The organism is Mesorhizobium sp. L103C131B0 (assembly GCF_000502275.1).
Classification (GTDB): domain Bacteria; phylum Pseudomonadota; class Alphaproteobacteria; order Rhizobiales; family Rhizobiaceae; genus Mesorhizobium.
Genome location: NZ_AYXC01000003.1, coordinates 395605 through 408294 on the forward strand (window position 1 = coordinate 395605; position 12690 = coordinate 408294).

The window sequence follows — 12690 nt, forward strand, 5'->3', positions numbered from 1 at the left end:
CAGCGACTGTATCGCTTCTGCCAAAATGGCTGTTGGGCGTATGTGATCCCAGCCACAGTTTTGGTTCACAAGGACCCAAAAACCTTCCCAAATATCCGCAAACATACCATTCGCCGGCCTCAAAACCAATCGGCTTGGCGAAAACCGGGGCAAACTGCCCGCTCTAGCCCGGCTCGAGCGCATTTTGGGTCGAGCCGACCAGTGCCGTTATCGCCTGCTTGTATTTTTCGAACTCCGGCGATGTCTGGCGGACTTCCGTCGTCTGCTGGCCCGCATCGGTGGTGGCGGGCGTCGGCAATTTGCGGCCCATCTTCCGTTCCGCCCAGTCGACGACGTAGCTGGCGGTCTTGCCGGCAAGAAACGGGTTGGCCTGGATAACGGACGAGCCGAGCACGGCGCTCAACTGCGCCGATCCCGGCGACGCCAGCACCTGATGGGCGCCTTCCATACCGAGGAAATGGCAGAGATAGAGCCGGCCGGCGGTGATCTGGTGGCCACGCGCCTTGAGATAGGCTTCGCCCTCGCGCGCCAGATTGCGCACCATCTCACGCGAGATGGTGGCGTCGTAGCGCAAAGCGAGCAGGTCTGCGGTCGACAGCGAGCGCGCCAGTTCGGGACGATAGGTGTTCATCATCCGGATCCAGGTCTTGGATATGAACTGGCCGGCGCCTGTCGCCGAAGACAGCGGGTTCTTGGCCCGCGCGCTACCGCCCGATTCGACGTGGACGATACGGTCGGTCAGCGTTTCGACGGCGGGATCGCTGGAAGTGACGGCGATTGCAGCGGTCACTGTTCCGAGCGGATCGATCGCCTGACCGCTTTGATAGAGTTCGAAATGCAAATGTGGCCCGGTCGACAGGCCGGTGGTGCCGATATAGCCGATGATGTCGCCGGCCTTCACCTTGGTGCCGACACCGCTGGCAATGGCGAATTTCGACATATGCGCGTAGCGCGTCTCGCGGCCGCCGCCATGGGCGATCTTGACCACATTGCCGTAGCCGCCGCCGTCGCCCTGGAAGATGATCTCGCCGTCGAAGGCTGCTGCGATCGGGGTCCCCACGGGTGCTGCCCAGTCGACGCCCTTGTGGATGCGAACAACGCCCAGGATCGGATGCTTGCGCGGCCCGAAGGTCGACGTCATGACACCGTTGACCGGCGTCACCATGCCGTTGGCCACCGTCAGCGAGCGCACCTGGTCATCGCCCGAGACGCAGGAAAACTGGCCGTCGCCCTGCTGGAAAACGAAACAATCCAAGCTCTTTTGCGTGCCTTGTATACCGACATAGAGCACCCGTCCGTCGGTCTCGTTCTTGCCGCGCGGCGTCTGCGAATAGATCAGCACAAGGCGCTGGTCCTCGCTGGCGAAAGCATCCAGATCCTGTCCGCGCGACAGATACATAATGGCTTCGCCGATGATGCCGCTCGGCACATTGTTGCGGGCCGCCGTCGAATAGATCGCGTCGAGCAGGCGGTATTGCCGTTTCTGCGTGCCTTCGGTCTCGGCGCCCGAATAATTGAACAGGTCCTCGCGCACCCACGGGTCGACGCCCGACACGAAGGCACCGGCCGCGTTGCGTGTCAGCGTGCCGACAAAGACGTTCCTGGCGTAGATCGAGACCTGCATCAGCGACATCGTCGTGGTCTCGCGCGTCGGCCTAAAGCCGCGCATCGCCACGACATAACCAGGCTGCAGGCCGTTCTTGTCGAACAGCGCCTTCAGCGCCTCGCCGGCAAGCTTTGCGTCGTCGGCGGAAAAATGCGCATCGAGCGCCACGCTGTCCAGGCTGCGGTCATTGAGGATTTTCACGAAAATGTCCTGGGTCGCCTCGAAGCGCTGGTATTCCGAGCTGACGTTGGCAACGCTGGTGTTGTTTTCGACCGCTGTCTTCTGAAAGGCGGGGAGTGCTGCTTCGCCCTCATCGATGGTCTCGCCCCAGCCGGCCTCGGGGTCATCGGCCGCCGTCGATGCACCCGGAGCGACCTGCGGGTCAGGAGCTGGGCCGGAGGCCGCCGGAGCCCCGTCCGCGCCGGGCGATGGCTTCAGATCGTTCTGCAGGTCATTCTGCGGATCGCCGGTTTCGGCGGGTGGCGCGACCGCGGTCTTCCGCTGCGCCTGGAAGAAGGCGAAATCCTCCTGCGTCGAGGGGATCGTCGTCATGAATTTTTCGCTGGCGCTCAGCATCACGTCGGAGAGAACCATGATCTGAGGGGAGATGCCGGCCTGGTCGAGCTCCGTCGGGCGCGGCATCCCGCGGCTCTTGGCGGCGCCCGCCTCCGGCGCCAGTGTGATCCACATCGGGTCGCCGGCAAGGTCGATGATGGCCGGCACGTAGACCGATGCGTCGGCCGGCACGTCGTCCGAGCCTTCGACGGCGTGCAGTTCCTCGTCTTCGTCGCCGAACGACCAGTAGTCGGCGGTAAGATAAAAGCCGGTGGCAATCGCGGCGAGGACGATTGTCGCCAGGCCAGCCGCCAGCCCGATCCAGATCCTGCGCCTGCGCAGCGCGGCGCGCGCCTGCTTCTTTGCCTTGAAGCTGGTGTCGATGCTGTGCGTCACGGTGCGCTTCCGGTCAGGAAGAAGGTCCAGCGCACCTGTTCCTGCGTGTCGACTTCGAGAAACTTCGCCGCGATATGGCCGCGCTGCCAGCATTCATCGATGCCGCGGATCGAGAACCGCCGCCGCTCGATGCACATGTCGGTGGAGCCTGCCAGGATGGCGTGGCCGAAGACATCCGTCGCGTAGATGTAGATGTAGCGGTTGGTCAGCTCCTCGCGAATGACGTTGACGCATTGATTGGCGCCGATGGTCCACCAGCCATCGGTCTGGTCGGCATCGTCGACCTTCTGACCGACGGCAAGATTGACGACGTCGAGCGTCCGGTTGCAGACGGTGAATTCGGCGCGCGCCTGCCCGGTGGAAAGAAGCGCCAGCAATAGCGTCGCGACCGCGCTCGCGGAGAGCTTCACCCGCACGTTCCGGGCAAGCAGGACGGGATCACGGCGACGGCGTTGCATCGGCGTCGGTGCTACCCGCCGAGGCGGAAATATTTGGCGGTCGCCGAAAATGCCGAACTCCTGGCGCCGATCTCGTCGAGTATCCTGGGCAACAGCACCGAGGCCGGCGTCGGCGTTGTGAAGTCCGCCGCCTTTATGTCCTGCGGCCCGGTGATCACCATGATGATCTGCGGCAACGCCTTGCCTGCCGCCTTGTCGGCGGCGCCGAGCCCGATCGGGATCGAGAAGGTCGCCTTGTCGGCTTGTACGACAACATGATCGTCGAGGTTGAAGGCGATGCCCCTGTGGTCGATCAGGAACACGCTCGACACCAGCCCGCCATGCGTCACCAGCGTGCCGTCGATCGGCGAGCCGTCCGGCACCGATGTCTGGTCGAGGACAAGCTGCGGCCTGTCGGCCGTGCTCGCGCCCATGAAACGCAGGAAGCCGGTGATCCCGCATTGCGGGGGCTGGATAAGGCGGACGCTGATATCCGGCTCGACATGGAACTTCGCCTGGAATTCCCCAAGCAACTGTTCGAAGGGTGGCACCGACGTGCCGAAGCCCTCGATCGCGACACCCTTGTCGGCGGCCGACGTCACCGTCGCAAAAAAACAATCACCACCATTGAAGGCGCGTACCCAGGTGACCCGCTCCGCGGCCGCATCGGCCGGTGGCGGCACCTCCGGCTTGGGCACGTTCATGGCAATGTCGGGCTCTGCCGGCTTGTCGGCCTGCTCACCGCTGGCGATATCGGGCTGGCTCGGCTTAGGCTCCGCGGTCGGTTCAGGCGCCCGCGCCTTGGGCTCGGGCGCTTGAGCGGTGGGTTCCGGCGTCGGTGCTGTGGGTTTGGGGGCCTCGGCCGTCGGTTCAGGTGTTTGCGTGGCTGGCGCTGTCGCCTTGGGCTCTACCGGCGGACTGACAAGCTCGGGGTTCTTCGCGGCATCGGGCTTCGACGGGCCGGATGGCGGTTGCAGCGCAACGGTCTTGTCGGTTGGTTCGGCCGGCTGCGGGGCCGTAGCGCTCGACGCGACTGGCGGCGTCGGCTGCGGCTCGACCGGCGCTTTGGCCTGATCTTCAGCCGCAGTCTCCGCTGGTTGCGGCTTTGGCACCGTCTTCTCGACCGGCGGAGTGGCCGGAGCGGGCTTGTCAGCGACGATCGGCTTTGTCAGTTCGGGTTGGAGCGGCTTGCCGGTGTCGGTGAGGCGAGGCCGGTCTCCGAATCCCACGATACCCGATGCATAGAGCCCTCCAAGCGATACCATGACCACCGCCGCCAGCACCGCGATCGTCAGATTTCTGCCTGTAGTAGCACGCTTCGGCGGTGTGCTTGCTCGCTTGGGAGTTTCAGCAGCCGGTTTCGGCTGCGACAGGTGCGCCGGGCGCACGTGCGGCACGAAAGACGGCTCCGCCGTGCCGCTTGGCGGGGCCGAACCGAAGCCTTGGGCCGGCGAGTCCCCGATCTTCGAGACAGGCCCTGCGGTCTGCCCGGTTCGCGGCAGACCGGGCCGGGGCGCGAGCGATGCCGGCGGCAAGGTCGCGTCGCTGTCGTCGCGCGTCAACCGGGCGATTTCGGCCATGCTGGCCGGTCGATCATCCGGGTCAGGCTGCAGCATCGCTTCGACGATGTCCCTGAAATCGGCATCGATGCCGGAGAGATCAGGGACGGTCCGCCGTTTTTCGACGATCTCGTATTGCGAGCCGCCCATATCGATCGGCTTGCCGCGCAGCGCCGCCGCCAGCACCAGCCCCAGGCTGTAGATGTCGGACTGTTCGCTGACCTCGCCGCCATAGAGCCCGAGCTGCTCGGGGGAGACGTAATTGTATTTTCCGGCAAACTTGCCGCCGATCAGCGTCTCGCCACCGACCGCGGCCGATCGCGCAATGCCGAAATCGATGATCTTTGCCCGCTCGACCCGGCCGCCCGGCAGGATGATGTTGTCGGGCGACAGATCGCGGTGGATGGCGCCGGCCTGGTGCACGGCGCTCAGGCCCGAGGCCAGCCGGTGGCACAGTTTGCGCACATCCGGAGTCGCCATCGCCCCGCCGCGCATGACGTCGTACAGCGACTGGCCGTCGACGAATTCCATCGCCAGATAGGGCCGCCCGATGCCGGGATCTATGGTGAAGACGTGGTAGCGCACGACCGCGTCATGCGACAGATGGTTGAGGATCGAGGCTTCCTTGCGAAACAGCGACAGGATCGTCTGATCGCGGGCGAATTCCGGCAGCACGATCTTGATCGCGACATGATCGCCGGTCTGGATGTTGTGGCCGCGATAGACTTCGCCCATGCCGCCCGACGCGATGCGTTCGTCGAGCTCGTAGATGCCGCTGAGCTGCGTGCCGACGCTGGTATCCGCCATGTTGGGCAATAGCCGGGTCTTGTCGTCGGAGCTCATCGGTCGCGGCCTTCTGCTCGGGACAGGCCATTGCCTTTGTCTCTGATCTTGACCAGAACGATGGTGACGTTGTCCGTGCCGCCGCGCTCAAGCACCATGGAAAGTAGCTTTTCGCAGGCAGCCTGCGGCGCTGCCGAGAGCACTGCAGCCGCAATCTCCGCGTCACTGACATGCGCCGTCAGGCCGTCCGTGCTGAGGATGAAAATGTCGCCGGCAAGGGTCTCTCCCTGCTGGAAGTCGATGGCGATTTCGTCGTTGACGCCGATGGCGCGGGTGATGACGTTGCGGCGCGGCCAGTTCTCCGCTTCGGCCGCGCTGATCGCGCCGCTGTCGAGCAGTTCCTGGACCTCGGTGTGGTCGCGCGAAATCTGCGAGATCGCGGCGTTGCGCACGAGATAGACGCGGCTGTCGCCCGACCACAGGCAGGCGAACCTGCCGTCCATGGCCAGCAGTGCGGCAACGGTGGAGCCGATGGTCACGCCGCGTGAGCGCGAAATCCGGCGGATCTCGGCATGCGCCCGGTTCAGCCGATCCTCAAAGCGGGCGCGCAGATCCGGCGCCGAACTGGCGATGCCGATCGTCGCCAGATGCTCGACAATGCTTGCCGAAGCGACTTCTCCGGCCTCGTGCCCGCCCATGCCGTCGGCCACCACCCAGAGGCCGATCCGCGGCTCGACCAGGAAGCTGTCCTCATTGTGGTCACGCACGCAGCCCTTGTGGCTCACGCCGTAGCTCTCAAAGGCGGCATCGTTCACTTGCCTACGCTCCGCAACGCCTTGGCTGACGTGCCTGGCCAGTCTGCCACAGCCCCATTCATTAGAGTATCGAAATCTAAGCCGCTGATGACGGACCGTGTGGTGCCGCCGCTGTCTCTGCGTCCTGCAATCGCTGGTCCTGCCATGCAATTCCCCATCAGAAAGCCTTCGGACAGCTGAACGCGGAAAGCGCCGGCAGCGTGAATGGGTTGCCGTCCTCCCCGGTCTTGATCGTGTAGGCGACATCCCGTCCGCCGATGACGAAATGCGCTTCGAAACTATCGCCATTGGCGGTGACCTGCCCCTTGTCCAGCAATCGTTTCAAAGCCCAGGGACCGTCGAACTTGATTGCGGACTCGCGGCCGGGCAGCTCCGGCGTCAGGCTGAGACTGGCCGAACCGGTCTTGCCCGGCCACGGAATCAGTCCCGGCGTGTTGCCGGCCTGGGTGGCCTGCAGCACCTGGCCGTCGATATTGAGCAGCGCCATGTCGGCATCGCCATGCAGCGACAGCGGCGTGAAGGTGATGTTGATCGACGGCACCGGCCCGCCGAGCGGAAAGAAAGCCGCGCGGATTTGTGCCGCGAGCTGAAAGTTCTTCAGCGTCGATTTCGCCAGATTGCGGCCGAACCTGGTGTCCTGCTTCCAGTCCCAGTCCTGGCCGCTCATGTCGACCAGCGACGCCAGGTTCTGCGCGAAGAACCGGTCGAGAACCCCGCCTGGAGAAAACAATCTGGCAAAATCCGCCATGGCGACATCGTCGGTACCGGCGGGGGCGAATGGAAAGCGCCCGGCAATCATCTCTTCGCACGGACGGCCGACGGTCTCCTCCAGCATCTCGTTGAGATGCGTGGTCGATGTTTCGGCGACGGTGCCCTCGAAATCGTCCGCCGCCGCGCTCACCATCCTGGCCAGCGCCTTCGGCAGCCGCGAGGCGTTGGCGCGTAGAGTCGATATCTGCAGCTGCAGATTGGCGTTGGCCTGGTCCGTCTGGGCGGGGACATCGGCGGCCAGCCGCACGCTCTGATAGATTTCGCGGAAATTCTGGGTCAGGGCGTCGAGCGGCCGCTGCCCCGGCGCCCCGGCCACCAAAGCCTGGAAAGACCGGAACTGGGCTTCGATGTTGGCGCCGGGATCCTGGTTCTGGGTGCTGACAAAGGCGGTCCCGGCCCTGCTCTGCGATTTGCGCGCCGCAATCTCGATGCCGATGCGGGCGAGGCCCTTGGCGCGCGCGGCGATTTCCTGGTCGCTGTCTTGAGACGGCGCAGCCGGATTGCGCTCTTGAGTCAAAGCTGTTTCGCGCGCGATCGCCTCGAACAGCTGCATCAGCGGCGAACTCGGTGATCCCGCTGCGGACAGCGCCAGATATTGCGGTTTGTCGGCGGCCATTGCCTTGAACTTCAACCTGTCGAGCACCTCGTTCCACGCCGCCGCAAAACTCTTGCCATAGCGGTCGAGAAGTTCCGAGCCGAGCTTGAGCAATTCCTGGTCGAAGCCGCCTTGCTCGCCGCTCGAGCCGATCACCCATTGATCGTCGACCAGCGCCTGCGCGCTCCTGGCAAGTTGCGCCAGATAGAAGTCGAAGCCGGCATGGGTGTAGAGACCGGGGACGCGAAGGCCGGCGAGATCGTTTCCGTCATTGCGCTCGAACAGCATCGGCGCCTCCGCGCCGGCTTGCGATGACACCGAAAAATCGTCCAGCGCCGCCGCATAGGTGGCCGACTGGATGAGCGCGGTGGCGCGATCGGCAAGGCTCATGCGGCCGAGCGAGCGCTGGGCGGATTCGACCAGCGCGCGGTTGAGTTCGAACGAGGGATCCTGGTCATCGTCGAGGGCCAGCATGGCGCGCAAATGCTTCTCCAGTTGCGCGCGGCCGTCGCGATTGTGGGCGCCGGGATAGCGGTTCTGTTCCCAGTCCCGCTTCAGCCAGGTGACGACCAGCTCGTCATCCACTTTCGGCGCCTTGCCGCCCAGCATCAGGTAAATCTTCAACGGCTCGTACAGCGCCATCGGATCGGCCATCCTGGCCTCGATCGTGCGTTCGAGCTGGAACAGCAGGCGCGAGCGGAACATCCGCTCCAGCCCCTGCCGGTAGGCGGTCTCGGAGGCCGAAAGGATACGCTCACGCTGGCTGAGGCCGAACGTCGCCGTGGCCGGGGTGGGCTGGTCTCTCGTATCGTAGCCGGCCGGCAGGCCGCGCAGCGCATCGAGCGCGCCGATGACGGTTTCGAGGTCGGCATCCAACACCGTCGTGCTGGCCAGCAGCGGCGCGGCTGTCGCGCGGTATTGGCCTGCCGCCTGGCCGGTCGCGGCGACCAGCGATTTGTTGGTCGTAAAGCTCAGGCCGAGAACGCCAAGCGCGGCGATCGCTATGGCCGCGATCGCTGTCAGGCCGGCGTAGCGGGCGATCGCAACGCGCCTGTCGGCCGCCCTGTCATAGGACACCCAGCCGGACTCGGCGAAAATGACGCGGCTCAACAGATCGTGCAGGAAGAAGCTTTTGCCGGTGCCGGAAAGATGCGCCTGGGCATTCCTGCCGAAACTGCGGCCTATGCTGCCCAGCAACTGGTCGATCGGCGTGCCTTCCTGCGTGCCGGAAGAAAAATACAGGCCGCGCAGGGGGGCGTTCAGCTGCTTGCGCGTCGGCTCGAAAACGCCCTCGAGGAAATTCACGATCCGGCCTTTCAGCGCACCGAGCTGCGCGGCGAAGCCGAAAATGGCGATGCGCGCGACCGGATCGGTCTCCGCCTGCAGCCGCTCGCTCATCTCTTCGGTCAGGCGCTTCACCAGCGCGTCGAATTCGGCTGGCGCTTCTGCGACCATGTTCAGGCCGCGCTCGGCGGTCTGGAAGGTCGCGCCCCACACCTTGCGCCGGCGTGCTTCGTCGAAACCGCCGAAATATTCCATGAATCCGGAGACCAGGTCGGCCTTGGTGAACAGCACGTAGACGGGAAAGCGGACCTTCAGGACCTCGTGGATTTCCTGCAGGCGGCTGCGGATCTCGGCGACACGGGCCGCCTGCTCTCCGTCCGCCATCAGATCGGCAAGGCTGATCGCCAGGATGACGCCATTGATCGGCTGACGCGTCCGGTGCCGCTTGAGCAGCGACAGGAACGCCAGCCAGCTTTTGCTGTCGGTCCATGCATGGGAATCCTGCGTCGTGTAGCGCCCGGCCGTGTCGATCAGCACCGCCTCGTCGGTGAACCACCAGTCGCAATTGCGCGTACCGCCGACACCCGCCACCGGCTGCGCCTGGCCCGACCCGGCAAGCGGAAAGTTCAGGCCGGAATTGACCAGCGCGGTGGTCTTGCCGGCGCCCGGCGGGCCGATGACGATGTACCAGGGGACGTCGTAGAGGAAGTTGCGCTTGCCGCTCGACTGCCTGAGCGTCGCGACTGCTTCGTTCATGCGAGCTTCCAGCACCTTTGCATCGCTGCCGTCATCCTCGGCGCTGGCCATGGCGGCCTCCAGCGCCTTCTGCGCCTTGCGCCTGCGCCAGAACCGGATTGCATAGATGATCGCCACCGTTCCGACGACGATGCCGATGATCGCTGCCCGCAGCCAGATGGGATCCAACGGCCGGGCGCCGGCAAAGCGGATTAACGGGCCGGCGTACCAGACCGCGGCGGCAAAGCCGGCGAGCGCGAGCGCGCTGAAGATGCGCAGCAGCCAGCCGGTCACAGCATCTCCTCCCGCGGGATCATTACATCGACACGGCGGTTTTTGGCGCGGCCGTCCGGCGTTGCATTGTCGGCGATGGGCTCGTCCTCGCCCTTGCCCTCGACCTTTGTCCGCGACGGATCGCTGAAATGCGCTGCGATCATCTTTTCCACCGACTGGGCACGTGCGACGGAGAGGTCGAAATTCGATTTGAAGGCGCTGGTCTTCTTCGGTTTGACGTTGTCGGTGTGGCCGACGATCCGGATCGGCCCGCGCTCCGCGTCGAGAGCCGCCGCGATGCTGGCGGCCACCGGCTCGAACTCCGGCTTGACCTCGGCTCGTCCCGACTGGAACAGCAGGGCGTTGCTGATTTCCACGATGATGAAATCACCCTTAGTGCCGACGCTGACGCCGCCGCCTTCGATCTCCTTGGCCAAGGCAGTGCGGATGCGATCGACCTGCGCAATCGTCGTTGGCGCTGCGACGACTTTCACCTCCTCGGTCAGCGGCACGAAACCGGTGCGCTCGATGGTGACCGGCGTCGCCGGATTGAGCGCCAGCAACTCGCCGGCAACAGCCTCGCCATCATTGGTGATGAGCACGCGCAGCGTGAAAAAGGCTGCGGTCAAAACTGCCGCGGTTGCAGCGGCTATGGCCCAGAGCGGAACCCGCCTGGAGCCTTGCGCCGATGTGACCGACAAGCCTTGCCAGCGCGGCGAGATGTCGTCGTCACCGAGGACGCGGAAATAGGCTGATGTCTCGTAGGCGTCGCGGCGGACCCGTTCGAGGCTCTCGCGCGGCTGGCCGCGATACTGGCCTTCGAAGCCAAGCGACAGGCAGACATGCATCAGCTCGATGAGATTGCGATGAGGTTCCGGCGTCGCCAGCACCGTGTTCAGCGCCTGGAAAAAACCGGCGCCGGTGGGTTTGACCTGGAAGAAGCGCTGCAGCATGGCGTGCTGCGCCCACGCATCCCGGCTGGAACCGGGCAGATTGGCGACGATATCGTCGGCGGTTTCGCAAAGCACATAGCTGGCGATGCGCGCATCCTCTTCCGAGGTATCGGTCCTGGCGATCTTGCGGTCGAAATCCTCGATCAAGCCGGCGACATGCTGCGCCAGCGGCTCGGCCGGTCTTTCGACAGCCATCAGCCGCAGATGCCCAAGCAGTATCAGCAAGGGCGCCGCGGCAGCGACGATCGGGTTGGCCGCGCCATAATCGACGGCATCGCTGGCGCCGAGCAGCGCATCCCATGGCGTTTTCCCCGCCGTCCCGGCTGAGCCGTGAACGGGCGGATCGGCCGGCGCGTTGGCGAAGGGCGTTCCCTGATAGATCACCGTCCCCGTGACGTCGGACGGCGGCTGGCGGCCGGCGTTGGGATCGAAAACCGTGGGTTCCGAGACGCTGGCAGGGGCGATCACCGTACTGCCGGGGGCCGGCGCATCGCGGGCGAGAACCGTCTTTTGCTTGCGGCCGGGATTGGGGCGGCTGGGGCGGATGACGGTTTTGCCGGTCGGATCGAAAGGATCATCCTTCGAGCTCATCGCCGATCCCTGCCTCTACGCCCGCGCGCCGCGACGCACAGCGCCATGTCCGCGCGAACGCGGACCGCAGGACGCTATCTCGCCGTGACATGACATGTGCCGCAGACCCCCGAGGTCGACCAACCGTACCCGCGTGCTCAATCGTCGTATGTGATCGTAGTCTCAGAAGGTTGCGATGGAAACCCGGCGCAATTTTGGTGGCCGGCCCGTGCTCGGGTCGCCTTCACGGTGTCTTCAGCGGTGCGCGGGCTTAGCCCTTGCCAGTCTTCTGCTTGGCGGCCTTGGCATAGGCTTCGCTGAAATAGGTGAGGAATATGTCCAGCATGCCGTTCTCGTGCGCTTCCTCCTTGGCCCGCCAGGTCGCGACCAGTGCGTCCCAGGCGCGCGTCTTCTTCGAGGCAAAGGAGGATGGCGGCAGTTTTTTCGCAATCGCCTCGGGCGACAGATCGTCAAGCAACCGCGACAGCGCTGCCTGCATGGCGGCGAAGGTGGCGAATTCATGCGTTTTGAGGTCGTGGAAAGCGTCTTCGATGCTATGCCGGGCATCGAGATAGCCGGCCCTGCGCCGCGCGAACATGATGTCGAGGATTTCGTCTGTCCCGGGCACGAACTTCAGCGGATTGTTGTCGGCGGAATTGATCATGGTGCGGTCGCTGGTCTTGGCCAGGACTTTCGCGGCGGCGCGCGCCTTCAACAGCAGCACCAGTTCGTCGACGACGATGCGCAGCACCGCGCCGATCTCGCCGGCCACCTCCTGCGGCTGGCGCAGCAAAAGCACCTCTGGCGGAATGCCGGCGCCGGCGGCAATCGCGCGCAGGATCTCGTCGGCTTGCTGCGGCCGGCTGGAGAGCGAAGCGGGCGGCGCGGTCGGTGACCGTGGCGATGCGGCATGGTCTGGAAAGGATCCAACGGGCATCTGCCGTTGCGTCGAACCATGGCCACCGAAGGCTGGGTTCCCGTCATCGATCGATACCGAGACGATATAGCGGCCGATCCGGAGCCGGTCACCTTGCGCCAACCGGTGCGGGTCGGTCAGGCGCTGGCTCGACCCGTTGACGAATGTGCCGTTGCGCGAGACGTCGTGGAGAAAAAAAGCGCCGCCTTCGTAGCGGATTTCGCAATGCCGGCCGGAGATGAACTTGTCCGGATCGGGCAAGGTCCAGGCACAGTTCTCCCGCCCAATCTCGAAGCCGCGGTCGCGCGATGCGTATCCGGGCGGCAGCCCGGCAGGCAGGACATCGACATTGCTGATCTGCAGACTGATGAACATGCGCTATGGACCGTCGACCGCTGCCGTTTCCATTGATCCGATGTGCCACAGTCTAGCAGCTTGCGGG

The 12690-nt window shown here is 64.9% G+C and carries 7 protein-coding genes; all 7 read right to left on the minus strand.

Going from position 1 to position 12690, the window contains the following annotated elements:
• Positions 1-163: 163 nt before the first annotated feature.
• Positions 164-2557: a M23 family metallopeptidase gene (locus X730_RS155685; protein WP_023754014.1), complete on the minus strand. Its 2394-nt coding sequence runs from the start codon at positions 2555-2557 to the stop codon at positions 164-166.
• The gene (locus X730_RS155680; protein ID WP_050588080.1) at positions 2554-3015 is read right to left on the minus strand and encodes a DUF1036 domain-containing protein; all 462 of its coding nucleotides are present in this window, start codon (positions 3013-3015) and stop codon (positions 2554-2556) included. The genes X730_RS155685 and X730_RS155680 overlap by 4 nt, the downstream gene beginning before the upstream one ends.
• Positions 3016-3026: 11 nt before the next feature.
• Positions 3027-5396: a serine/threonine-protein kinase gene (locus tag X730_RS155675; RefSeq protein WP_023825965.1), complete on the minus strand. Its 2370-nt coding sequence runs from the start codon at positions 5394-5396 to the stop codon at positions 3027-3029.
• Positions 5393-6151 (minus strand): protein phosphatase 2C domain-containing protein, encoded by a 759-nt coding sequence (locus tag X730_RS155670; protein ID WP_023692196.1) that lies wholly within the window; start codon positions 6149-6151, stop codon positions 5393-5395. Before X730_RS155670 ends, X730_RS155675 begins: the two co-directional genes overlap by 4 nt.
• A gap of 157 nt (positions 6152-6308) precedes the next feature.
• The gene (gene tssM, locus X730_RS155665; protein ID WP_023825966.1) at positions 6309-9830 is read right to left on the minus strand and encodes a type VI secretion system membrane subunit TssM; all 3522 of its coding nucleotides are present in this window, start codon (positions 9828-9830) and stop codon (positions 6309-6311) included.
• On the minus strand, positions 9827-11353 hold the full coding sequence (gene tssL / locus X730_RS155660) for a type VI secretion system protein TssL, long form (RefSeq protein WP_023825967.1): 1527 nt from the start codon (positions 11351-11353) through the stop codon (positions 9827-9829). The genes tssM and tssL overlap by 4 nt, the downstream gene beginning before the upstream one ends.
• A 250-nt stretch (positions 11354-11603) precedes the next feature.
• Positions 11604-12623, minus strand: a complete 1020-nt coding sequence (tagH, locus tag X730_RS155655; RefSeq protein ID WP_023687017.1) for a type VI secretion system-associated FHA domain protein TagH — start codon at positions 12621-12623, stop codon at positions 11604-11606.
• Positions 12624-12690: the final 67 nt, after the last annotated feature.